The organism is Lysobacter oryzae DSM 21044 (assembly GCF_059568595.1).
Window position 1 is genome coordinate 5,001 of sequence record NZ_JCANTQ010000013.1, and the last position, 22,317, is coordinate 27,317.

Here is a 22,317-nt window from a genome sequence, read left to right on the forward strand (position 1 = left end):
ACCGCAACAAGGCTGCCAGCGATGCCCTGCGTGCCGAGCAGGCGCTGGCGCTGCAGCCGCTATGCCAGTCCCTGGGCGTCCCGTTGGTCATCAATGACGACTGGGCGCTTGCGGCCGCGGTGGGAGCCGCCGGCGCGCATCTGGGCGAAGACGACGGCGAAATCGCATTGGCCCGGCATGAACTGGGGCCGGATGCGATCGTCGGCGCCTCCTGCTACGACCAGGCGCGACTGGCTCGCCAGGCCGTGTTCGCCGGCGCCAGCTACGTAGCGTTCGGCGCCTTCTTCCCCTCGCCCACCAAGCCCAATGCGCGCCGCGCCGGACCCGCCTTGCTGCAGGAAACCGCGGCCCTGGGCGTACCGCGGGTGGCTATCGGCGGCATCACCCCGGACAATGCGCGACCACTGGTGGCGGCCGGTGCCGACCTGGTCGCCGTGATCAGCGGCGTTTTCGACGCGCCCGATCCCGCTGCAGCCACCCGCGCCTATCTTTCCTGCTTCGAAGAGCCTCGATGAAGAACGACACGTCCCACGCCCTTTTCACCCGCGCGAAGGCGCTCATTCCCGGCGGCGTCAATTCGCCGGTGCGCGCGTTCAAGTCGGTGGGCGGCGAGCCGTTCTTCGCGCATCGCGCGGAAGGCGCCTATCTCTTCGATGTCGACGGCAACCGCTATGTCGACTACGTGGGGTCGTGGGGACCGATGATCGCCGGCCATGCGCACCCGCAGGTGCTGGCAGCGGTCGAGCGCACGATGCGCGACGGCCTCAGTTTCGGCGTGCCCAACGCGCTGGAAGTCACCATGTCCGAAGCGATCACGCAGATCGTGCCGAGCTGCGAAATGGTGCGGATGGTCAACTCGGGCACCGAAGCCACGCTGTCGGCGATCCGCGTGGCGCGCGGAGCGACCGGACGCTCGCGCATCGTCAAGTTCGAAGGCTGCTACCACGGCCACGGCGACAGCTTCCTGGTCAAGGCCGGCAGCGGCGTGATGACGCTGGGCCTGCCCAACTCGCCGGGCGTTCCGGCGGCGCTCGCCGACCTCACCCTGACCCTCCCCTACAACGATTTCGAAGCGGCGACGAAGCTGTTCGAGGAAGCCGGCAGCGACATCGCCGGCCTGATCATCGAGCCCATCGTCGGCAACGCCAACTGCATCCTGCCGCGTGCCGGCTACCTGCAGCACTTGCGCGAGCTTTGCACGCAACACGGCGCGCTGCTGATCTTCGACGAAGTCATGACCGGGTTCCGCGTCGCACTCGGGGGTGCGCAGCAGCTGTACGGCATCACCCCCGACCTGAGCACGTTCGGCAAGATCATCGGCGGCGGCATGCCGGTGGGCGCCTACGGCGGTCGTCGCGACCTGATGGCGCAGGTCGCGCCCAGCGGACCGATCTACCAGGCGGGCACGCTCAGCGGCAATCCGGTGGCCATGGCGGCCGGGCTGGCGACGCTCGACCTGATCCGGACGCCGGGCTTCCACGCCGCGCTCGAACGCGGCACGCACGCGCTGTGCGATGGACTCGAAGCGGCCGCGCGCGAAGCGGGCGTGCCCTTCACCACGACCCGCGCCCCGGGCATGTTCGGCCTGTATTTCCGCGAAGGACCGGTGGAAACGTTCGAGGACGCGAAGGCGTCGGACACGGCGCGCTTCAACCGCTTCTTCCACGCCATGCTCGAGCGCGGCGTCTACCTGGCGCCGTCGGCGTTCGAGGCCGGCTTCATGTCGAGCGCGCACGGAGCGCCGGAGATCGCCCTGACGTTGGCCGCGGCGCGCGAGGCGTTCGCGGCCGTGCGCACCTGATCGCGCGGATGATCGCAAAAAGGCCCGGGAATTCCCGGGCTTTTTCTTGCCTGCATCAGGACTTGGCGAAGTCCGCGATCGCCGCCCGCAATCGCCCCAGCCCTTCCGCCACGTCCGCGTCGCCGATGTTGAGCGCCGGCACGAAGCGCAGCACGTCCGGGCCGGCCTGCAGGGTGAGCAGCCCGTGCTCGACGCAGCGATCGAGGATCTCGCCCGCCTTGCCCGCATGGGCGTCGCGCAACTGGGCGCCGAGCATCAGGCCGCGGCCGCGGATCTGCGAGAACACGTTGAACTCCGCATCGATCGCGGCCAGGCCGTCGCGCAGTGCCTGCGCCTGCCTCGCCACGTTGTCGAGCAACGCCGGCGAAGACAGTTCGCGCAGCGCCGCGCGCGCCACTGCCGCGGCCAGCGGGTTGCCGCCGAACGTCGTGCCGTGCGCACCGAACTGCATCGCCTCGGCGGCCTTGTCGCCGACCAGCATCGCGCCGATCGGGAAGCCGCTGCCCAGCGCCTTGGCCAGGGTGACGATATCGGGCGTGACGCCATAGGCATGCGCGGCGAACAGATGGCCGGTGCGGCCCATGCCGCACTGGATTTCGTCGAGGACGAGCAGCGCCGCGTGGCGGTCGCACAGCGCGCGCAGGCCGTGCAGGAATTCCGGTGTCGCCGGGGTGACGCCGCCCTCGCCCTGCACCGGCTCGACCAACACCGCGCAGACATCGCCTGCCGCCATCGCCGCCTCGGCGCCGGCGAGGTCGTTGAAATCGCCGTAGCGGAAACCCGGCGGCAGCGGTTCGTAGCCCTCGTGGTACTTGGGCTGCGCGGTCGCGGTCACCGCGGCCAGCGTGCGGCCGTGGAAGCTGCCGCGGAAGGTGAGGATCACGCGGCGTTCCGGCGGCCGCCCCTGCGCCGTGGCCCACTTGCGCACCAGCTTGATCGCGCCTTCGTTCGCCTCGGCGCCGGAATTGCAGAAGAACACGCGCTGGGCGAAGCGCGAGGCCTCGACCAGTTCCGCCGCCAGGCGCAGCGGCGGTTCACTGACGAAGACGTTGCTGGTGTGCCAGAGCTTGCCGGCCTGCTCGGTCAGCGCCGCGAGCAGGCCCGGATGCGCGTGGCCGAGCGCGTTGACCGCGATGCCCGCGCCGAAGTCGACGTATTCGCGGCCCTCGCGGTCCCAGATGCGCGACCCCTTGCCGTGATCGAGCACGATCCGGCGCGGACGGTAGACGGGCAGGTAGTAGCGCTCGGACAGCGCGAAGAGTTCGGCGGACGTGCTCATGGGATCGCAGGCGGCGGAAAGCCGTTATTTTGCCGCTTTTTCCGCCGCCCCGCGCTTACCAGACGCCGGTGTTCGGCATCGATGCCCACGGCTCCTGCGGCGGCAGGTGGCCCTGCTGCAGCAGTTCGATCGAGATCAGGTCGGGCGAGCGCACGAAGGCCATGTGGCCGTCGCGCGGCGGACGGTTGATCGTGTAGCCCATCGCCTGCAGGCGCGCGCACGTGGCGTAGATGTCGTCGACGCGGAAGGCGAGGTGGCCGAAGTTGCGGGCGGAGCCGTAGTCCTCGCCGGGGGAGCCATCAGCGGGCGGCCAGTTGTAGGTCAGCTCGATCTCGGCCTCGGGCGTCCCGGGCGCGGCCAGGAAGATCAGCGTGTACTTGCCGTCCGGGTAGTCGTTGCGGCGCTTCTGCACCAGTCCGAGGCCTTCGCAGAAGAAGCGCAGCGAGGCGTCGATGTCGCGGATGCGGACCATGGTGTGGAGGTATTTCATGGCGGAGCCCGGGAACCGGTTCAGTCGAGGAAGAGATCGGGGAACAGCGGCTGCGAAGGATCCACCGCATAGCCGGAAAGATCGGTGATGCCGGCCTCGGCGAGCACTTCGTCATCGATCAGGAAGTGGCCGCTGAAGCCGGCGGCCTCGCGGGTCAGGATCGCATGCGCGGCCTCGCCCATGATCGCGGGGGAACGGCCATTGCCCGCGCCCACCCCGGGAATCATGTTGAGCGCATCGGTGGCGATCAGCGTGCGCGGCCACAGCGCGTTCACCGCCACGCCCTGCGGCCCGAACTCGCCCGCCAGTCCGAGCGTGACGAAGCTCATGCCCATCTTCGCCAGCGTGTAACCGGTGTGCGGCGCCCACCACTTCGGATCGAGCGAGGGTGGCGGGCACAAGGTCAGGATGTGTGGGTTGGGCGCCTGCAGCAGGTGCGGCAGGCATGCCTGCGCGCACAGGAAGCTGCCACGCGCGTTGACCTGCTGCATCAGGTCGAAGCGCTTCATCGGCGTGTCGAGCGTGCCGCGCAGCCAGATCGCGCTGGCGTTGTTGACGAGGATGTCGATGCCGCCGAACGCGTCGAGCGTGGCAGCGACCGCGGCCCTCACCTCGTCTTCCTCGCGGATGTCGCATTTCAGCGCCAGGCCGTGCCCGCCGGCGGCATTCACCGCCTCGGCGGCGGTGTGGATCGTGCCTGGCAGCTTCGGATTGGCCACCGCCGACTTCGCCACGACGGCGATGTTGGCGCGGTCGCGCGCCGCGCGCAGGGCGATCGCCAGGCCGATGCCGCGCGAAGCGCCGGTAATGAACAGCGTCTTGCCTGCGAGCGTGCTCATGGTTTGGGTCCCTGCCCTTCGTTGTCTTCCCACTTCAGGAGTCTGCGGGTGATGAAACGGTATGCGGGCTTGCCGGTGGCGAACCACGCCGCGCGCACCCACGAGTGCCGCTTGAGCACGCGCCGTTCCGTGGGCGTGAGCGCCTGCGGGCAGTAGGTGCGCTTGTGCTTGAGCAGGTGGCGCAGGTCCTCGCGCGCCAGCAGTCGCATCCAGCGCGAGCGCGGCTGCCCGCGCGTGGCCAGCTGGAAGTCGATGATCCCGGGCGAGCCGTCGGCGAGCACCAGCCAGTTCGCCTCCTTCGCCAGATCGTTGTGGGCGAGGCCGCGCCGGTGCAGTTGCTGAAGCAGCCGGTGCGCGTTGCGGAAGTAGGCGGCATCGCCGCGCGGCGGGCGCTGGTACATCGCGGCGCCGTCGAGGTAGCTGCGGTCCAGTCGCCGCCCATCCCAGCGCAGCAGTCGCGGCATCGCCGGCAGGCCATCCACGCGCTGCAGCGCCCGGGCCTCGCGCCGCGCCAGCCACCAGGCGGGCAGGCGTAGCCACAGCGGCACCGCGGCCAGGTCACGGCGTACGAACAGGCCGCGCTCGTCGCGCATGAGTGCGATGCGGCCGAAACTGTCGGCCTTGAGGGCGGCGACTTCGTGCGAAGCGGAAGGCATGCCGCCAGTGTAAGGAATCGTGCGCAGTGCGGGCATGCGGCCGGCAGGACCGATGACGAAGTCGCGGCGCCGGCTGCCATAATCGGCCGATGGAGCCGACCTGGATCGAAGCCGCCAGCGCGTGGATCAGCGCGCACCCCTTCGCTGCGGGGGCGGTTACTTTCCTGATCGCGTTCTGCGATGCGCTGGTGATCCTGGGCTTCTTCGTGCCCGCGTTGCCGCTGCTGTTCGCGGTCGGCGCGATGATCGGCCTGGGCCACGTCAATGGTCCGTACGCGCTGGCCTGCGCGGCGCTCGGCGCGTTCTGCGGCGACGGCCTGAGCTTCTGGATCGGGCGCCGCTGGGGCACGCAGTTGCGCCAGCGCTGGCCGTTCTCGCGCTATCCGCAGTGGCTGGATCGCGGCGAGGCCCTGTTCCGCCGCAAGGGCGTGCAGAGCATCTTCATCGCGCGATTCATCGGTGCGGTGCGTCCGTTCGTGCCGGCAATCGCAGGGATGATGCACATGCCGGTGCGGCGCTACGCGCTGCCCAGCTTCGCCGCCTGCCTGCTGTGGTCGGGGCTGTTCCTTGCGCCGGGCTGGGTGCTGGGCGCCTCGTACGACGCGGTGGCCGCCGTCGCCGACCGGCTTGCGCTGGTGCTGGGCGGGCTGCTCGTCGCGGTCGCGCTGGTATGGGCCTGCGTGCTTTACACGTGGCGCTGGTTCGCCGGCCACGCCGATAACCTGTTGGCGCGTGGATTGAAGTGGACCCGACAGCATCCCCACCTGGGACGCTACGCCGCTGCGCTGATGGATCCCAACCGCCCCGAATCGCCGTCGCTGCTGGTGCTCGCGGTGATGCTGCTGGCGATCAGCTGGGCGTGGTTCACCCTGCTCGCGTCGCTGCTCGCCAGCGGCGGGCCACTCGCGCTCGACCACAGCGTCCACGAGTTCATGTGGAACCTGCGCAACCCGCTCGCCGATCGCCTGATGGCGGCACTGGCCAGCCTGGGCGACGCGCAGGTGCTGGGACCGGCGGCCTTCGTCGCCTTGGCTTACCTGCTTTGGCGCAAGCGCTGGATGGCCGCCGCGCACTGGATCGCCGCGATCGTGTTCGGCCTGGCCTTCACCAGCCTGCTGGAAGCGGCGATCACCATGCCGCGTCCACCCACCGCGCCGGAAGGATTCGGCTTTCCGTCGGTCGCGGTCACGATGACCACGATCGTGTTCGGCTTCTTCGCGGTGCTGATCGCGCGCGAACTGCCTGGCCGCAACCGGGTCTGGCCGTACCTGCTCGCCGGCGTCGTCACCACGGTGATCGCTTTCGCACGCCTGTACCTGGGCGCGCATTGGCCGAGCGACCTGGTCGGCGGCACGTTGTTCGGCATCCTCTGGCTGTTGGTGCTGGGCCTGGCCTATCGCCGCCATGTCGCGCGGTCGTTCTGGATGCGACCGCTGGCGTGGGCGTTCTATTCCGCATTCGCCGCCGCGGCGCTCTGGCACGCGCCACGCCATGCCGACCGCCTGCTGGCCAAGTTCGCCGCCGCGGCGCCGACGACGACGCTGGCTGCGCAGGCATGGTGGCAACGCGACTGGGCCACGCTCCCGGCGCAGCGCAACGAGCGCGACGTGCGCCGGCGCTGGGCGCTCGACGTGCAGGTGGCGGGTCCGCTGCAGCCCGTGCAGCAGGCATTGGTGGGGCGTGGCTGGCACGCGCAGCCGCAGGCGGACTGGGTGGCGACCGTCGGCCTGCTCGACGACGACAAGCCCGCGCGCGAGCAGGTGGTGCTGCCGGCAACGCTCGACGCGCGCCCGGAACAGTTGCTGCTGTTGCATGCCGGCCGCGACGCCGGCGAACAGATCGCGTTGCGCCTGTGGCCGGCGCCGGCCACGCTCAGTGACGGGACGCCGCTGTGGGTAGGCACCGCGCAGACCCTGCGCTACCAGAAGCCGCTGCGCGCGGCCTCGCTGTGGTTGCCGATCGCCGATAACGGCTTCGCGCATGCGCAGGTGCGCGAGGCACTACGCGAATTCGCACCGGTGGAAGCGCCGCACCCGCAAGGCGGCGGCCTGGTGTTGCGCCTGCGCACGCGCTAGCTGCTGCGCCGCGCCAGCAGTCGCGCTCAGACGAGCCCGAGCAGCCGATCCAGGCGTGCGTGCGGGTCGTGCATCTGCAGCAGCTCCTGGCGCTGCGAGTCGTGCAGGGGCAGCAGCTCCGCGAGGCGCCAGCCCACCCAGGCCGCGTCGTCCAGCAGCGCGCGTTCGGCACGGGCGTGTTCCCCGCCCGTTTTCTCGATGATCGAGTCGAGCAGCACCGGAAGCAGCCCGTGCTCGGGCTGCACCGGCTGGTGGGCGTCGGCATCGCACCAGCGCACGTCCGCCACCTGCAGGCCGTTGTCGCGCACGCGCGCGCGCTCGACGTGGAAGCGTCGCGCGCCGCGCACGCGCAGGATGAGCATGCCGTCGTTCCCCTGGCCGAAATCCTCGATCACCGCCTCGGTGCCGAACGCAGCCGCCGAAGCCGGCGCGCCGGCCTCCTCGCCCTTGAGGATCATGCACACGCCGAAGCCGCGGCCGTGGCGGCCGCAGTCGCGGATCAGGTCGAGGTAACGCGCTTCGAACACGCGCAGGCCCAGCGCGGCACCGGGCAGCAGCACCGTGTGCAGCGGAAACAGGGCCAGGGATTCGGTCGGCATGGTGGCAGTCTACTGCGCCCGCCAGGACCGACGCGGAACCGGACGCGACGCCGCTAGGCGTCGCGCAGCGCGGCCAGGAACCGGCGCGGCGCGCCGTCGAAACCACCATTCGACATGAACACCACGTGGTCGCCCGCACGCACGCGTTCGCGCAGCACGGCGATCAGCCTGTCGGCGTCGGGCACGGCCACGCCCTCACCGCGCAGGCCGGCGACGACTTTGCCCGCGTCCCACGCCAATTCGGGGCGGTGCAGGAACACCACCGCATCGGCGATGTCCAGCGACGGCGCCAGTGCGTCGGCGTGCGCGCCCAGGCGCATCGAATTGCTGCGCGGCTCCATCGCCACCACGATCCGGGCGTCGCCGACTTTCGCACGCAGGCCGGCAAGCGTGGTCGCGATTGCGGTGGGATGGTGGGCGAAATCGTCGTAGACGGTCACGCCCTGCGCTTCGCCGACCACTTCGAGGCGGCGCTTGACGCTGCGGAACTCGGCCAGCGCCGGCAGCACCGTTGTCACGTCGACGCCGACGGCGTTGGCCGCGGCGAGCGACGCCAGGGCATTCATGACGTTGTGGCGGCCCAGCAGGGGCCAGCGCACTTCGCCGATGTCCTGGCCGTTGTGGATCACGGCGAAGGCGCTGCCGTCCTCGTTGATCATGCGCGCGGTCCAGTGGAATCCCGCGCGCGCGGCGGCGCCTTCGTCGGCGCGATCGCCGTGCGCCTGCGGCTGTGCCGCCTGCGCGATCAGGCTGGCGTCGAGGCCGAAGGTTTCCACCGGCGTCCAGCAGCCCATCGCCAGCACCTCGGCCAGGTAGCGGTCCTCGCCATTGACGATCAGGCGGCCGCGGCGCGGCACGGTGCGGACCAGGTGGTGGAACTGGCGCTGGATCGCGGCCACGTCCGGGAAGATGTCGGCGTGGTCGTACTCGAGGTTGTTGAGGATCGCGACCAGCGGCTTGTAGTGGACGAACTTGCTGCGCTTGTCGAAGAAGGCGGTGTCGTACTCGTCCGCTTCGACCACGAATTCGCGTCCCTGGCCACGGCGCGCGGACACGCCGAAATCCTCGGCCACGCCGCCGATCAGGAAGCCCGGCGCGCGGCCCGCCGCTTCCAGCAGGTAGGTGAGGATGGTGGTGGTGGTGGTCTTGCCGTGGGTGCCGGCGACGGCGAGCGTGTCGCGGCCGGGCAGCACGTTCTCGGCGAGCCACTGCGCGCCGGAGTTGTAGGTGCGGCCGTCGTCGAGCACCTGCTCCACCGCCGGATTGCCGCGCGATAGCGCATTGCCGACCACGACCTCGTCGCAGTCGGCCGAGATGTTTTCGGCGAGGTAGCCTTGGCGCAGCGCGATGCCGAGCTGCTCGAGCTGGGTGGACATCGGCGGGTAGATGTTCTGGTCGCTGCCTTCGACCTCGTGGCCGAGTTCGCGCGCCAGTGCGGCGACGCCGCCCATGAAGGTGCCGGCGATGCCGAGGATGTGGAGTTTCACGTAACGGCTCCTGATGTGATTCGTTGCCATCCATGGCGCGGCAAGGCCGGCTTCGGATCGCCTTGCCCCGCCGTCCATGGCGGGGCGTTCGCCGACGCGCGAACTGCCGATAGGGCAGTTCGCAAACGCGTCAGCTCACCCCACTTCGTGCGCCGGCACGATCGCCTCGACGATCCGCGCGAACACCTCGTCCAGCGTGCCCACTCCATTGACCACCGTGAGCTGGCCCTGCTGGCGGTAGTAGTCGATCACCGGCGCGGTCTGGTCGTTGTAGACCTGCAGGCGCTTGCGCACGGATTCGGGGCTGTCGTCCTCGCGGCCTTCGGCCTTGGCGCGGCCGGCGATGCGTTCGACCAGCAGTTCGGTCGGAACTTCCAGCTGCACCGCGTAATCCATCGGCTGGCCGATGCGGGTGAGCAGCTTGCCCATCGCGTCGGCCTGGGCGAGGTTGCGCGGGTAGCCGTCGAGGATGAAGCCGCCCTTGGTATCCGGACGCGAGAAGCGGTCCTCGAGCATGCCCAGCAGGATCGCGTCGCTGACGAGTTCGCCACGCGCCATCACTTCCTTGGCCTCCAGGCCGAGCTTGCTGCCGGCGGCCACTTCGGCACGCAGCAGGTCGCCGGTGGAGATGTGCGGCACCTGCAGGTGGTCCTTGAGCCTTGCGGCCTGGGTGCCCTTGCCGGAACCGGGGGCGCCGAGCAATACCAATCGCATCTACATCACTCCTGAAAACGACAGAAACCGTGGGGAGCCCACGAGGGCGGCGCTACACTCCAGCAGCCAGGCCGTCGGGCGTCAAAATCGGGACGGCCAGCTTACCCCATCCCGCCTGGAGCATTGATTCCCATGGCTTCTGGAACCCTGCTGTATGCGCAGTCCGGCGGGGTCACCGCCGTCATCAACGCCACCGCCTCCGCGGTGATCCAGACGGCACGGGCCCGCAAGGTCAAGGTGCTGGCCGCCCGCAACGGCATCCTCGGGGTACTGCGCGAGGAACTGGTCGACACCTCGCGCGAATCCGCGGCCGCCATCCGCGCCCTGGCCCACACCCCCGGCGGCGCGTTCGGCTCGTGCCGGGTCAAGCTGAAGTCGCTGGAGCAGGACCGCGCGCGCTACGAGCGGCTGCTCGCCGTGTTCCAGGCGCACGACGTGCGCTGGTTCCTCTACAACGGCGGCAACGATTCGGCCGATACCGCGCTCAAGGTCTCGCAGTTGGCGGCGGAGTTCGGCTACCCGCTGACCTGCGTGGGCGTGCCCAAGACCGTCGACAACGACCTCGCCGTCACCGACTGCTGCCCCGGCTTCGGCTCGGCGGCCAAGTACACCGCGGTGTCGGTGCGCGAGTGCGCGCTGGACGTGGCGGCGATGGCGGACACGTCGACCAAGGTGTTCGTGTACGAGGCGATGGGCCGCCACGCCGGCTGGCTCGCGGCCGCGGCCGGCCTTGCCGGATCCGGCATGGATGCGGCACCGCACCTGATCCTGTTTCCCGAGCGGCCCTACGACGAAGCGGAATTCTTCGCCAAGGTGAAGGCGACCGTCGAGCGCGTCGGCTACTGCGTCGTCGTCGCCAGCGAGGGCATCCAGACCGCCGACGGGCGCTTCGTCGCCGATGCCGGCGGCGGCAAGGATTCGTTCGGGCATACCCAGTTGGGCGGCGTCGCATCGCACCTGGCCGGACGGGTCAAGGACGTGCTCGGCTACAAGGTGCACTGGACTCTGCCCGATTACCTGCAGCGCTCCGCGCGCCACCTCGCCTCCAAGACCGATCTGGCGCAGGCGCAGGCCGTGGGCAAGGCGGCGGTCGAACTCGCACTGAAGGGCAGCAACGCGGTGATGCCGGTGATCGTGCGCACCGCCGATGCGCCGTACCGCTGGAAGGTCGAAGCCGCACCGCTGGCGAAGATCGCCAACCACGAGAAGAAGATGCCGGCGAACTTCATCCGCAAGGACGGCTACGGCATCACCGAGGCCGCGCGGCGCTACCTCGAACCGCTGATCCGCGGCGAAGCGCCGCCGCCCTACGGACGCGATGGCATCCCCAAGTACGTCGAACTCAAGAATGCGCTGGTGAAGGCGAAACTGCCGGCCTGGCAATAGCCTTCAACTTCAAACCTGTCGCAGCAAGCGCGGCCCGGCTCGTCCCGCATGTCCCGCTGGCGCCGCGCAAGTGGGGCGCCTTGTGCCGTTGGAGGCGCCGATCACCCGCCGCAGGCCTTGCCTTCGAGCTTCAGCTGCGCGGCGTACAGCGGCACGTTGGGCGCACCGCGCTGCGCCTGCTGCTTCGCATCGTGCAGGTAGATGCGGGCGCGCCCCTGTGCGTCGAGTTGCGGCGGCGCCACCTCGACCGGCTTGCGCCATACCCGCACCACCGCCTGTTGCGACGGGCACGCGGCACTGGGCACGCGGACCTCGTCATTGAGCTTCCAGCCCTTCGCGGCGGACGGCTGCACCTTGGCGAAATCGACGAACCGCGCGCGCGCCTGGCAATTCGCGGAGGTTTTCACCGCGGCGAAACGGTACGGCTGGGCCGCGTCGCCGGTGAACATGCCCTCCAGGCGTGCGCAGGCCTCGGGTATGGCGCGAACGGTGTGCACGGCTCCCACCGCCTGCGGCGTGCCGACGCCGCGGGTGATTTCGGGCTTGCTCCCGGCGGCGACTGCGGGGATGGCGACGGCGGCGAGCAGTGCGGGAAGGATGCGCATGTGCGGCTCCTTTCGTGGGGACCGGGGCAGGCTGGCATGCAGGCCCTGAACGCGTTTTGACACGGCGCCGGTGGCGAGCCGACTGGTCGGCGTGATGGTCATCACGCGCGGAGGCCGTGGTTTTCCCGGGAAATGTGCCATAGTCGGGTCGTTGCCCTGCGCGGCGTGATGCCTGACCGTTGCGCGGAGCCACGCTACAACCTGCGGTATTTCCCAGAAATTCCTTAAATGTCCACTCGGGGGAGGGTTCATGCTGGAGCAGTACGGTCTACCTTTGGCGCTGGTCTGCGCTGTCATCGCGATCCTGTACGGGATCGTTTCCGCGCGCTGGATCAGCGCACAACCCGCCGGCAACGAACGCATGCAGCAGATCGCCGGCGCGATCCAGGAAGGCGCGCGCGCCTACCTCAACCGCCAGTACACGACGATCGCGGTCGCCGGCGTGGTGCTGTTCGTGGTGATCGGGTTCTTCCTCAGCTGGCATACGGCGATCGGCTTCCTGATCGGCGCGGTGCTCTCGGGCGCGGCCGGCTACATCGGCATGAACGTGTCGGTGCGCGCCAACGTGCGCACCGCCGAAGCCGCGCGCAGCGGCATCAGCAAGGCGATGGACGTCGCGTTCCGCGGCGGCGCCATCACCGGCATGCTGGTGGTCGGCCTCGGCCTGCTCGGCGTCGCCGGCTACTACATGCTGCTGACCCGGCAACTGGGCGTGGAAGGCGAAGCCGCGCTGCACGCGCTGGTCGGCCTCGCGTTCGGCTCCTCGCTGATCTCGATCTTCGCCCGACTGGGCGGCGGCATCTTCACCAAGGGTGCGGACGTCGGCGCCGACCTGGTCGGCAAGGTCGAAGCGGGCATTCCCGAGGACGACCCGCGTAACCCCGCGGTGATCGCGGACAACGTCGGCGACAACGTCGGCGACTGCGCGGGCATGGCGGCCGACCTGTTCGAGACCTACGCGGTCACGGTCATCGCGACGATGCTGCTCGGCGGCCTGATGATCGCCGAGGCCGGCCACAACGCCGTGCTGTATCCGCTGGTGCTCGGCGGCGTGTCGATCATCGCCTCGATCATCGGCACGTTCTTCGTGAAGGTGAAACAGGGCGGCTCGATCATGGGCGCGCTGTACAAGGGCGTGATCGTGTCGGCGGTGCTGGCGGCGGTCGCGTTCTATCCGATCACCACGCAGCTGATGGCCGATTCGAGCTACGGCGCGATGAACCTGTACTGGTGCGCGCTGATCGGCCTGGTCCTGACCGGCGCGATCGTGTGGATCACCGAGTACTACACCGGCACCCAGTTCAAGCCGGTGCGGCACATCGCGCAGGCCTCGACCACCGGCCACGGCACCAACATCATCGCCGGCCTGGGCGTGTCGATGAAGTCGACCGCGCTGCCGGTGGTGGTGATCTGCGCCGCGATCTGGGGCGCATACGCACTCGGCGGCCTGTACGGCATCGCCATCGCCGCGACCGCGATGCTGTCGATGGCGGGCATGATCGTGGCGCTCGACGCCTACGGCCCGATCACCGACAACGCCGGCGGCATCGCCGAGATGGCGGAACTGCCGCCGGAAGTGCGCAACATCACCGACCCGCTCGACGCCGTCGGCAACACCACCAAGGCGGTGACCAAGGGCTATGCGATCGGTTCGGCCGCGCTGGCGGCACTGGTGCTGTTCGCCGACTACACGCACAACCTCAATACGGTCGGCGCAGCGAAAGCCGCGGCGACCGGCGTCGCCTACGAGGCACTGCGCTTCGACCTCAGCGACCACATGGTGATCATCGGCCTGCTGATCGGCGGCCTGATCCCCTACCTGTTCGGCGCGATGGCGATGGAAGCCGTGGGCCGTGCCGCGGGCGCGGTGGTGGAGGAAGTGCGCCGCCAGTTCCGCGACATCCCGGGGATCATGCAGGGCACGGGCAAGCCGCAGTACGACAAGGCCGTGGACATGCTGACCAAGTCGGCGATCAAGGAAATGATCGTGCCCTCGCTGCTGCCGGTCGCCGTGCCGGTCGTGGTCGGCCTGCTGCTCGGCCCGAAGGCGCTGGGCGGCGTGCTGATCGGCACGATCGTCACCGGCCTGTTCGTCGCGATCTCGATGACCACCGGCGGCGGCGCGTGGGACAACGCCAAGAAGTACATCGAGGACGGCAACTTCGGCGGCAAGGGTTCCGAAGCGCACAAGGCGGCGGTCACCGGCGACACCGTCGGCGATCCCTACAAGGACACCGCGGGCCCGGCGGTGAATCCGCTGATCAAGATCATCAACATCGTCGCGCTGCTGCTGGTGCCGCTGCTGTAACCGGCACTCGCGACCATCCGTACGACGCAACGGCGGCCGCAAGGCCGCCGTTGTTGTTTGGCAGCTCGAAACGGCGCCGACGTCTTTGCGCCGCGGGCCATCGCCGGTCGTGGAAGAACGCTCCTTTCCAGCCAATCCCTTTTCCTTAACAGGCACAAGCGCCTACTGGGCACGTACCAGTCGGCTTCAGATCCTCTGCGGAGGTAGCCATGAGCCTGCAGGGACGCGCAGTGTTGCTGGCCTGCAGCCTGGTGCTGGCACCGGTGCTCGCCAGCTGGGTTGCGGCGGCGGCCCCACCGGCGCCGAGCGCCAATGTGTTGCTGCTGGACATCAAGGGCGGCATCGGTCCGGCGACGCGCGACTACGTGCAGCGCGGCATCGCCGAGGCGCAGGCGCGTCGTGCCGCGGCGGTGATCCTGCGCATCGACACCCCGGGCGGACTGGACGCCGCCACCCGCGACATCAACCAGGCCATCCTCGCCTCGCGCGTGCCGGTGATCGGCTGGGTCGCCCCGGAAGGCGCACGCGCCGCGAGTGCCGGCACCTACATCCTCTACGCCTGCCATGTCGCGGCGATGGCGCCGGCGACTTCGCTGGGCGCCGCGACCCCGATCGCGCTCGGCGCGATGCCGTCGCCCGACACCGCCCCGCAGCCGGAACGCAGCCAGGATGGCCAGCGCGGCAAGGACGGCGACACGCCGGCGCCCGCCAGCACGATGGAACGCAAGGCGCGCAACGACTCGATCGCCTACCTGCGCACGCTCGCCGAATTGCGCGGACGCGACACCGCCTTCGCCGAAGCCGCGGTGCGCGATGCCGCGACCCTGACCGCGAACCAGGCCGTCGCCCAGCACGTCGCCGACTTCATCGCCCGCGACACGACCATGCTGCTGCGCGGCGCCGACGGTCGCCACGTCCGCGTGCTCGGTGGCGAGGCGACCCTGCACGTGGCGAACGCCGCGGTCGCGCCCTTCGCGCCGGACTGGCGCAACCGCCTGCTCGCCGTGATCACCGAACCCACGGTCGCGTACCTGTTGCTGCTGGTGGGCGTGTATGGGCTGATGTTCGAGGGCCTCAACCCTGGCGTGCTGTTCCCGGGCGTGATCGGCGGCGTGTGCCTGCTGCTGGCGCTGTATGCGCTGCAGGTGCTGCCAGTCAATTACGTCGGCGTGGCGCTGATCGTGCTCGGGGTCGGGCTGATGGCGGCGGAGTTCGCGATGCCCAGCTTCGGCTCGCTCGGCATCGGTGGCGTGGTGGCGCTCATCGCCGGCTCGCTGATGCTGTTCGATACCGAGGCGCCGGGTTTTGGCGTCTCCGGGCGGTTGATCGCCGGCGTCGCCGCGACGAGCGCGATCGCCTTCATGGGCGTGGCCTGGCTGGCGATGCGCGCGCGCCGGCAGCCGGTGGTCACCGGCGTCGACGAACTGCTCGGGCAGGCGGCCATCGCGGTCGACGACTTCCACGACGGTCGCGGCCAGGTACGGATCCGCGGCGAACTGTGGCAGGCGCAGTGCGCCGCGCCGGTGCACCGCGGCCAGTCGCTGCACGTGCGGGCGATGACCGGGCTGGTGCTGCAGGTGGCGCCGATCGAACCCTGAGTCCTGACTTCACCGTCCCGCTGGAGGCCGGCCATGAACATCCTGTTTTCGTTCCCGCTGATCCTGTTCGTCCTGCTGCTGTTCTTCGCCGCGGTGAAGATCCTGCGCGAGTACGAACGCGCGGTGGTGTTCCAGCTCGGCCGCTTCTGGAAGGTGAAGGGACCCGGGCTGTTCATCCTGATCCCGGTGGTGCAGCAGATGGTGCGCGTCGACCTGCGCACGATCGTGATGGACGTGCCTTCGCAGGACCTGATCTCGCACGACAACGTGTCGGTCAAGGTCAATGCGGTGGTGTATTTCCGCGTGGTCGATCCGCAGAAGGCGATCATCAACGTCGAGCACTTCTACGAAGCCACCAGCCAGCTTGCCCAGACCACGCTGCGCTCGGTCCTGGGCCAGCACGACCTCGACGAGATGCTGGCCGAACGCGAGAAGCTCAACCACGACATCCGCACCATCCTCGATTCGCAGACCGATGCCTGGGGCATCAAGGTCGCCAACGTCGAGATCAAGCATGTCGACATCAACGAGGTGATGGTGCGCGCGATCGCCCGCCAGGCCGAGGCCGAACGCGTGCGCCGGGCCAAGGTGATCCACGCCGAGGGCGAGCTGCAGGCCGCGGCGAAGCTGGTCGAGGCGGCGCGCCTGCTCGGCGCCGATCCGCGCGCGATCCAGCTGCGTTACCTGCAGACCCTGACCGAAATCGCCGGCGAGAAAAGCTCCACCATCGTGTTTCCCCTGCCGATCGACGTGCTGCAGACGCTGACGGGGCGCGAGCGGGCTCCCTGAGGCTCGCAGCGGACCAGATCCGGAACGGACCCGCCGGCGCGCCGGGCGGGTAAAATGCGCGCCCCGTATTTCTCCCCCGCCCTTCCCCACCCCCACCGCGGCCGCCAGGCCCGGTCAGCACGTCGGAGCACTCCCCATGGGTCTGGACCTCGTCCCCACCGGCAAGAACCCGCCGGACGAAATCAACGTCATCATCGAAATCCCCAAGGACGCCGAGCCGGTCAAGTACGAGGTCGACAAGGCTTCGGGCGCGATCTTCGTCGACCGCATCCTGTCCACGCCGATGCGCTACCCGTGCAACTACGGCTACGTCCCGCACACCCTGTGCGGCGACGGCGACCCGGCCGACGTGCTGGTGATCCTGCCGCTGCCGCTGGTGCCGGGCTCGGTGATCCGCTGCGTGCCGGTCGGCGTGCTGAAGATGACCGACGAGGCCGGCAGCGACGAGAAGCTGATCGCCGTGCCGGTGCCGAAGGTGTTCGGCGGTTACGCGCACGTCACCGACATCGCCCAGGTCTCGCAGCACTGGCTCGACCGCATCGGCCACTTCTTCGAGCACTACAAGGACCTGGAGAAGGGCAAGTGGGTCAAGCTCGACGGCTTCGGCGACGCCGCTGAAGCCAAGGCGATCCTGCTCGACGCGATGAAGCGCTACGAAGACAGCGCGGACAAGCCCAACTTCTGACCGGCGTCGGGAACGGAAAAGGGCCGCGTCGCGCGGCCCTTTCTCTTTGCGAAGGCCGCAGCGCGCGGCCCTTTCTCTTTGCGGAGGCCGCAGCGCGCGGCCCCTTCTCTTTGCGAGGGCCGCAGCGCGCGGAACTTGCACTGCAAGCTCGCTCGTGAGGGCCCTCGTCCTTCGCTCAGGCGTTGTCGCTGAGCTCGCGCTGCGTCGATGGGGCCGCTGCGCCGGTGCGCGCCACGGCGACCTTCACGATCATCGTCTGCAGCGCGCTGTACCAGCTCAGCTCGTTGTTCAATCGCAGTTTTTCCGCCAGCGGCCGGATTTCCGCCACGTAACCGGCGAGCAGGCGGCGGAAGTCTTCGTGCCCTTCGGGCCGGTCGCCGTAGCGGAACCACAGGCCTTGCCAGGCGCGCGTGAATCGCTGGGTCAGCGCGCGCAACGGCTGCACGTTGGGGTGCGGCACGATGTCGGCGAACAGCAGCGCGAAGTGGGAATTGAGTTCCCAGGGATTCATCACCGCCGGCACGTTGACGGTCTCGCAGGGGAACTGCGCGACCTGCGCCGGCACGGGCGCCACCTGGCGCGTCGGCCAGCCCGCCGATGGCGCGTTGTGCGGCCGGCCACGGCCGACCAGTTCCCAGAATCCGCCGCCGCCCACGGTATCGACGACCAGGTGCACGCGCGACAAGGTCGCGTCGTTGAGCACGCTGTGCTGGCGCCAGGTGTCGAAGATCCAGCACTCGCCCGCGGCCATGTTGATGACCTCGCCGCCGCATTCGAAACGCACGGTGGGCTGGGTCACGATCGGCACGTGCACGCGCACGCGCTCGACCCAGTAGTAGCCCTGGTCGGCGTGACGGGTGACCTCGGCCTGGCCCGCCAGGCGCATCAGGCGGCTGCGGCCGACGGTGGCGCCGAGGCTCGCGAACACCTGGCTCAGGTACGGACAGCGGCGCAGATAGTCGGTCGGCTGCATGGTGCCGGCGAACGCCTCGTTGTCCGGATCGCCGTCGACCGCCACCAGCGGCAGCATCGAATTGCCGGGAAACCCCTGCGGATGCGGACGCCAGTGCGACTCCTCGATGGCATTGATCTCGGCCGCCAGCGCGTCGGCGTCGAACAGCAATGGCAACTGGATGAACGGCACCGGCAACTTCATGGACGCACCCCGCGGAAGACCCGGTAATGCTACGCGCCCTCAGCGCTGTCCGGCACGCAGCAGCGACAGCCCGATCAGGCGCGACACCACCACGGCCACGTAGCCGACGCCGCAGAACTGCTCCAGGATCACCAGCACCCGCGCCTGCGCGCCCAGCGGCAACACGTCGCCCAGGCCGACGGCGGACAGATTGGTCACGCTGAGGAACAGCAGCTCCAGCCAGCTGCGCGGCCGTTCCGGTTCGACCGCGCCGGTGAAGCTGCCCGGGTACCAGGCCTGGCAGACGAGGAAGAGGTAGGCGAAGCCCCACGCCAGCAGGGTGAAGGTCGCGCCCGCGGCGAACAGCTCATCGCTGCTCACGCGGTGGTCGCCCATCATGTAGGCGATCAGGCTGCCCGCGGCGTACAGGTACAGCAGCGCTTCCAGCAGCGACGACCACACCAGCAGCTGGTTGTTGCCGGTCGCCACCGACAGCAGCGACAGCACGAACGCGGGCGCCGCGATGGTCCAGGCGATCCAGTTGAGCGCCGGTGTGCGGTTGACCACCCACACGGCGAGTACCAGGAACAACGCGGTGAAAGCGCCGAACACCACGCGGCCCGTGGCCGCGTCGTCCAGCAGCGGGAACAGCAGCAGGCTGAGCAGCTGCGCCGCCAGCAGGAACGCCGACGGGTGGCGCCGGATCAACGCGCGCCAACGCCGGTTGCGATAAGGGAGCGTGTCCATGGCCGGAGTGTGCCGCAGCGGCGCCGCCCCCGCATCCCGCCCCACGCAAAGAACTACGGCCCCTTGCGGGGCCGTAGCGGTGTTGCTCAGCGGATCCGGATGGATCAGAAGCGCTGCTGGTACTTCACGTAGATCGTGCGGCCGATGTCGAAACCGCCGTAGTACGGGAAGTTGCTGCTCGGCTGGGTGAACATCGTCGGGCCGAGGTGGTTGAACGCGTTGTTCGCGCCCACTGCGACCGTGGCTTCCCACGGCAGCTTCGCGGCGACCTGCACGTCATGGAACGTGTTGGAGCCGAGGCGGTTGATCGCGTCATCCACGCCGTTGGCGATGCGGTCCGGATCCGAGCACGGACGGTTCGGCACGCAGCTCTCGTAGATGCCCGAGTAGTAGCGGGCGGTCCAGTTGGCGCTCCAGATGCCGCGGGTCCAGTTCACGCCGAGGTTCGAACGCAGGCGGAACACGCCACCGGTGCCGACCTGGCCGACCATGATGTCGTTGCCGTCCTCGTCCTGCGCCAGGGTGTCGTACTTGCTGGTGTACGAGTTGTCCCAGTTGATCGTGAACTTGCCGAACGAGGTCTCGGGCAGCTTGTAGCCGACATTGAAGTCCCAGCCTTCCGTCTCGAGCTGGCCGAGGTTGGCCAGGCCGAAGAACATGCCGGTGATGTGGCCGTCGGCGGCGCGGGTGATGCCGTCGCAGCGCGATGCACTGCCCAGGACGTAGCAGTCGCTGAGGATGCTGTCGACCGAGTCCGAGATGATCGCGTTGGTCAGCTGGTAGTTGTACCAGTCGAGTTCGATGTCGAGGCCTTCAACCCACTTCGGGCTCCACACCAGGCCCGCGGTCTTGGTCTTCGCGGTTTCCGGGGTGAGGTTCGGATTCGAACCGCTCAGGAACTGGTCCGGCGTCTGGCACGGATAGCCGGTGCAGGGCACCAGGCCCTGGCCGAGCTGGACGTAGCCGAGCGGCACGCCGGCCGCGGTGCACGCCGCGTTGCCGTTGACGCTGTTGTTGGCGCCGACGCCGCACGGGTCGGTGTACGACTCGAAGCTGCCGCCGATGCCGCCATACAGGTCGCTGATCGACGGCGCGCGGAAGCCCTCGGCGTAGGTGCCGCGGAGCAGCACGCCGTCCATCGGACGCCAGCGCAGCGAGAACTTGCTGTTCACGGTGTCGCCGAAGTTCGAGTAGTCCGAATAACGGCTGGCCACGTTGAAGCTCAGTTCCTTGGCGAACGGCAGGTCGGCCAGGACCGGGATTTCAAGTTCCGCGTAGACCTCGTCCAGCGAGTACGCACCCTGCGTGGTGGTCGCCGGCAGGCCGGTGCTCAGGCCGGTCTGCGCGAACGCGTCCGGCACGAAGCGGCCGTCTTCCGAACGGTGCTCGACGCCGACCGCCAGGCCGAGGTCGCCGGCCGGCAGCGCGAACAGCGTGCCCGACAGGTTGGCGCTGTAGGTCTTCGAGTTGGTACGGCCGGTGTCGGTGTACTGCGGGAACAGGAACGCGATCAGGTCCGGGTTGCCCGAGAGCGAACCGGCCTGGGTGTCGCCGTACGGCGCCAGCGGATTCCACGGCACGCATTCGCCATTGCCGTAGTTGGTGCCGTAGGCGATCGGGCTGGCGGCGCTGCCGCACTCGACGCGGCCGGTGGCCGGGTTGAACCACGAAGCACCCAGCGCCTGCTCGGTGGCCAGCAGGCTGGCGTCACCGCGCGCGTTCTTGATGTTCTCGTTGCGGTTGATGTTGGCGCTGACGTCCCAGTCCCAGTAGTTCTCGCCGATCTGGAAGCTGCCTTCGAAGCCGGTGGCGACGCGGAAGGTCTCCAGCTTGCTTTCGGTGCGACGCGGCATTTCCCACAGGCGGCGACGGAAGGTCAGGTTGGTGCCGGGGGTCGGGGTGAAGTAGCTGTTGCCCGAGAGCGGCGTGCCGAACGCAGCCGACTGGTACGGATAGCCGGCGATCTGCTGGTCGGTGGTGCGCTTGTTGTACTGCAGGTCCGCCTTGAAGCGGATGTTGTCGGTGATGTCGATCGAACCGTTCACGAACACCGACTGGCGCTCGACGCCCGTCTGCACGTACATCTGCTCGTTCGAGTTGGCGTACTGCGCCGGGGTGATGCGGGTGTAGTTGGCGCGGTTGCGCGGATCGGTACCCGGGGTCAGCGTCCACCACACGGCGGCCGAGGACGGGCTGCACGGCTGGCAGAACGAGCCGTTCTGGCTCACCGGGCTCCAGCCCGAGAACGGATAGTCGTCCGCGTAGCCTTCACCGACGTTGCCGTAGGCGCTGAACGGACGATCCTTCGCGAACACCGGCTCTTCCTTCGCGTATTCGAAGGAGACGGTGAGGCTGGAACGCTCGCCCACGTTGCCCATGGTCAGGTCGAAGGACTTCTTGTCGCCGTCGCCCTGGCTGTACTGGCCGAGGTAGGCGTTGGCTTCGATGCCGTCGAAGTTGCTGCGGGTGATCACGTTGACCACGCCGGCGATGGCGTCGGAGCCGTACAGCGAGGAGCCGCCGTCCTTCAGCACTTCGATGCGCTCGATCGCCGAGACCGGGATCTGGCTCAGGTCCTGCAGACCGCTGGTCGAGATGCCCAGGCGCTTGCCGTTGACCAGCACCAGGGTGCGCTGCGCGCCGAGGTTGCGGATGTCGATGTAGTAACCACCGACGTCCTCGCCGGAGGCCAGGGCCTGCGAGCGCGAGATCGCCGGCGAGCCGGCCGAGGTCAGGTTCTGCAGGATGTCGGCGACCGAGGTGAAGCCCTGCTGCTGGATCTGCTGGCGGGTCACCTGGATGACCGGCTGTGCGGTCTCGACGTCGGACTGGCGAATGCGCGAGCCCGTGACCTCGATGCGATCGAGGGTGGTCGCGTTCTCGGCCGGGGCCGCTTCCTGCGCGCCGGCGAAGGCCGGGGCCAGGGCGAGCGCGATGCTGACGGGCAAAAGGCCGCGCTGCATCGCGGTGTGGCGATGGGTCATCTGTTCTCTCTCCGGATGATCGTTGGTGTTGCGATCGTTATTGGTGCGTTAGCCGCTCGTTAAGAGCGCCATCGCACGTTACGTTCCGGTCCGCGGCGAAGCTTTGCGGCGCGCGATGGGTGTTTTTGCCGGATCAGGCG

General features: G+C 69.1%; 19 protein-coding genes (1 of these 19 cut by a window edge). 8 read left to right on the forward strand and 11 right to left on the reverse strand.

Annotated features, from left to right (window positions below; translation table 11 throughout):
* A protein-coding gene (gene thiE / locus BP05_RS12255) for a thiamine phosphate synthase (RefSeq protein ID WP_496363844.1) crosses the window boundary here: on the forward strand, positions 1 to 515 show its 3' portion. 118 nt of this gene lie to the left of the window's left edge; only the last 515 of its 633 coding nucleotides appear in the window; its start codon lies beyond the left edge, outside the window; its stop codon occupies positions 513 to 515.
* Complete coding sequence (hemL, locus tag BP05_RS12260) at positions 512 to 1,801, forward strand: glutamate-1-semialdehyde 2,1-aminomutase (protein ID WP_496363846.1); 1,290 nt, start codon at positions 512 to 514, stop codon at positions 1,799 to 1,801. The genes thiE and hemL overlap by 4 nt, the downstream gene beginning before the upstream one ends.
* Positions 1,802 to 1,856: 55 nt before the next feature.
* On the opposite strand, the gene BP05_RS12265 is transcribed toward hemL, so the two are convergent.
* From BP05_RS12265 to BP05_RS12280, 4 genes are read right to left on the reverse strand one after another with little or no spacing between them, the layout of a single operon-like run.
* A complete protein-coding gene (locus BP05_RS12265) occupies positions 1,857 to 3,080 on the reverse strand; it encodes an acetylornithine/succinyldiaminopimelate transaminase (protein ID WP_496363848.1) in 1,224 nt (407 codons plus the stop codon).
* A gap of 55 nt (positions 3,081 to 3,135) precedes the next feature.
* On the reverse strand, positions 3,136 to 3,570 hold the full coding sequence (locus BP05_RS12270; RefSeq protein ID WP_496363850.1) for a VOC family protein: 435 nt from the start codon (positions 3,568 to 3,570) through the stop codon (positions 3,136 to 3,138).
* Positions 3,571 to 3,590: 20 nt separating this feature from the next.
* Complete coding sequence (locus BP05_RS12275) at positions 3,591 to 4,409, reverse strand: SDR family oxidoreductase (RefSeq protein WP_496363852.1); 819 nt, start codon at positions 4,407 to 4,409, stop codon at positions 3,591 to 3,593.
* A complete protein-coding gene (locus BP05_RS12280) occupies positions 4,406 to 5,065 on the reverse strand; it encodes a protein kinase family protein (RefSeq protein ID WP_496363854.1) in 660 nt (219 codons plus the stop codon). The genes BP05_RS12275 and BP05_RS12280 overlap by 4 nt, the downstream gene beginning before the upstream one ends.
* A gap of 89 nt (positions 5,066 to 5,154) precedes the next feature.
* Between BP05_RS12280 and BP05_RS12285 the strand changes: the two genes are divergently transcribed.
* The gene (locus BP05_RS12285) at positions 5,155 to 7,140 is read left to right on the forward strand and encodes a bifunctional DedA family/phosphatase PAP2 family protein (protein WP_496363856.1); all 1,986 of its coding nucleotides are present in this window, start codon (positions 5,155 to 5,157) and stop codon (positions 7,138 to 7,140) included.
* A gap of 26 nt (positions 7,141 to 7,166) precedes the next feature.
* On the opposite strand, the gene BP05_RS12290 is transcribed toward BP05_RS12285, so the two are convergent.
* Genes BP05_RS12290 through BP05_RS12300 form a run of 3 tightly spaced genes read right to left on the reverse strand, consistent with a single transcriptional unit; the run spans position 7,167 to position 9,940 of the window.
* Positions 7,167 to 7,739: an LON peptidase substrate-binding domain-containing protein gene (locus BP05_RS12290; RefSeq protein ID WP_496363858.1), complete on the reverse strand. Its 573-nt coding sequence runs from the start codon at positions 7,737 to 7,739 to the stop codon at positions 7,167 to 7,169.
* A gap of 53 nt (positions 7,740 to 7,792) precedes the next feature.
* Positions 7,793 to 9,304 carry a Mur ligase family protein gene (locus BP05_RS12295; protein ID WP_496363860.1) on the reverse strand — a complete coding sequence of 504 codons (1,512 nt, stop codon included), beginning with the start codon at positions 9,302 to 9,304 and terminating at the stop codon, positions 7,793 to 7,795.
* Positions 9,305 to 9,361: 57 nt separating this feature from the next.
* On the reverse strand, positions 9,362 to 9,940 hold the full coding sequence (locus BP05_RS12300) for an adenylate kinase (protein WP_496363862.1): 579 nt from the start codon (positions 9,938 to 9,940) through the stop codon (positions 9,362 to 9,364).
* A 132-nt stretch (positions 9,941 to 10,072) separates the two neighbouring features.
* Between BP05_RS12300 and BP05_RS12305 the strand changes: the two genes are divergently transcribed.
* Positions 10,073 to 11,326, forward strand: coding sequence for a 6-phosphofructokinase (locus BP05_RS12305; RefSeq protein ID WP_496363864.1), 1,254 nt, complete (start codon positions 10,073 to 10,075; stop codon positions 11,324 to 11,326).
* A gap of 101 nt (positions 11,327 to 11,427) precedes the next feature.
* Here BP05_RS12305 and BP05_RS12310 read toward each other — a convergent pair whose 3' ends face one another.
* Entirely contained in the window at positions 11,428 to 11,931 is a 504-nt protein-coding gene (locus tag BP05_RS12310) for a hypothetical protein (protein ID WP_496363866.1), read from the reverse strand.
* A 250-nt stretch (positions 11,932 to 12,181) separates the two neighbouring features.
* Here BP05_RS12310 and BP05_RS12315 point away from each other — a divergent pair, with 250 nt between their 5' ends.
* From BP05_RS12315 to ppa, 4 genes are all read left to right on the forward strand, one after another.
* Positions 12,182 to 14,239 carry a sodium-translocating pyrophosphatase gene (locus tag BP05_RS12315; protein ID WP_496363868.1) on the forward strand — a complete coding sequence of 686 codons (2,058 nt, stop codon included), beginning with the start codon at positions 12,182 to 12,184 and terminating at the stop codon, positions 14,237 to 14,239.
* 209 nt (positions 14,240 to 14,448) lie between these two features.
* Complete coding sequence (locus tag BP05_RS12320; RefSeq protein ID WP_496363870.1) at positions 14,449 to 15,837, forward strand: NfeD family protein; 1,389 nt, start codon at positions 14,449 to 14,451, stop codon at positions 15,835 to 15,837.
* A 33-nt stretch (positions 15,838 to 15,870) separates the two neighbouring features.
* Complete coding sequence (locus tag BP05_RS12325) at positions 15,871 to 16,626, forward strand: slipin family protein (protein WP_496363872.1); 756 nt, start codon at positions 15,871 to 15,873, stop codon at positions 16,624 to 16,626.
* A 136-nt stretch (positions 16,627 to 16,762) separates the two neighbouring features.
* Positions 16,763 to 17,311 carry an inorganic diphosphatase gene (gene ppa, locus BP05_RS12330; RefSeq protein WP_496363874.1) on the forward strand — a complete coding sequence of 183 codons (549 nt, stop codon included), beginning with the start codon at positions 16,763 to 16,765 and terminating at the stop codon, positions 17,309 to 17,311.
* A 175-nt stretch (positions 17,312 to 17,486) separates the two neighbouring features.
* Here the strand turns inward: ppa and BP05_RS12335 are convergent, their stop codons facing one another.
* The 3 genes from BP05_RS12335 to BP05_RS12345 form a co-directional block, all read right to left on the reverse strand.
* Positions 17,487 to 18,467: an aspartyl/asparaginyl beta-hydroxylase domain-containing protein gene (locus BP05_RS12335; protein ID WP_496363876.1), complete on the reverse strand. Its 981-nt coding sequence runs from the start codon at positions 18,465 to 18,467 to the stop codon at positions 17,487 to 17,489.
* A gap of 39 nt (positions 18,468 to 18,506) precedes the next feature.
* Entirely contained in the window at positions 18,507 to 19,193 is a 687-nt protein-coding gene (locus BP05_RS12340) for an ion channel (protein WP_496363878.1), read from the reverse strand.
* A 104-nt stretch (positions 19,194 to 19,297) separates the two neighbouring features.
* Entirely contained in the window at positions 19,298 to 22,177 is a 2,880-nt protein-coding gene (locus BP05_RS12345) for a TonB-dependent receptor plug domain-containing protein (RefSeq protein WP_496363880.1), read from the reverse strand.
* Between the last annotated feature and the right edge of the window lie 140 nt (positions 22,178 to 22,317).

Bases quoted from the DNA above. Each gene is read 5' to 3' on its own strand.
- BP05_RS12310 (WP_496363866.1), bottom strand. From the start codon at position 11,931: ATGCGCATCCTTCCCGCACTGCTCGCCGCCGTCGCCATCCCCGCAGTC.
- BP05_RS12335 (WP_496363876.1), bottom strand. From the start codon at position 18,467: ATGAAGTTGCCGGTGCCGTTCATCCAGTTGCCATTGCTGTTCGACGCC.
- BP05_RS12290 (WP_496363858.1), bottom strand. From the start codon at position 7,739: ATGCCGACCGAATCCCTGGCCCTGTTTCCGCTGCACACGGTGCTGCTG.
- BP05_RS12345 (WP_496363880.1), bottom strand. From the start codon at position 22,177: ATGACCCATCGCCACACCGCGATGCAGCGCGGCCTTTTGCCCGTCAGC.
- BP05_RS12295 (WP_496363860.1), bottom strand. From the start codon at position 9,304: ATGGACGGCGGGGCAAGGCGATCCGAAGCCGGCCTTGCCGCGCCATGG.
- BP05_RS12305 (WP_496363864.1), top strand. From the start codon at position 10,073: ATGGCTTCTGGAACCCTGCTGTATGCGCAGTCCGGCGGGGTCACCGCC.
- BP05_RS12320 (WP_496363870.1), top strand. From the start codon at position 14,449: ATGAGCCTGCAGGGACGCGCAGTGTTGCTGGCCTGCAGCCTGGTGCTG.
- BP05_RS12285 (WP_496363856.1), top strand. From the start codon at position 5,155: ATGGAGCCGACCTGGATCGAAGCCGCCAGCGCGTGGATCAGCGCGCAC.
- BP05_RS12275 (WP_496363852.1), bottom strand. From the start codon at position 4,409: ATGAGCACGCTCGCAGGCAAGACGCTGTTCATTACCGGCGCTTCGCGC.
- hemL (WP_496363846.1), top strand. From the start codon at position 512: ATGAAGAACGACACGTCCCACGCCCTTTTCACCCGCGCGAAGGCGCTC.
- BP05_RS12280 (WP_496363854.1), bottom strand. From the start codon at position 5,065: ATGCCTTCCGCTTCGCACGAAGTCGCCGCCCTCAAGGCCGACAGTTTC.
- BP05_RS12300 (WP_496363862.1), bottom strand. From the start codon at position 9,940: ATGCGATTGGTATTGCTCGGCGCCCCCGGTTCCGGCAAGGGCACCCAG.
- BP05_RS12270 (WP_496363850.1), bottom strand. From the start codon at position 3,570: ATGAAATACCTCCACACCATGGTCCGCATCCGCGACATCGACGCCTCG.
- BP05_RS12340 (WP_496363878.1), bottom strand. From the start codon at position 19,193: ATGGACACGCTCCCTTATCGCAACCGGCGTTGGCGCGCGTTGATCCGG.
- ppa (WP_496363874.1), top strand. From the start codon at position 16,763: ATGGGTCTGGACCTCGTCCCCACCGGCAAGAACCCGCCGGACGAAATC.
- BP05_RS12325 (WP_496363872.1), top strand. From the start codon at position 15,871: ATGAACATCCTGTTTTCGTTCCCGCTGATCCTGTTCGTCCTGCTGCTG.
- BP05_RS12265 (WP_496363848.1), bottom strand. From the start codon at position 3,080: ATGAGCACGTCCGCCGAACTCTTCGCGCTGTCCGAGCGCTACTACCTG.
- BP05_RS12315 (WP_496363868.1), top strand. From the start codon at position 12,182: ATGCTGGAGCAGTACGGTCTACCTTTGGCGCTGGTCTGCGCTGTCATC.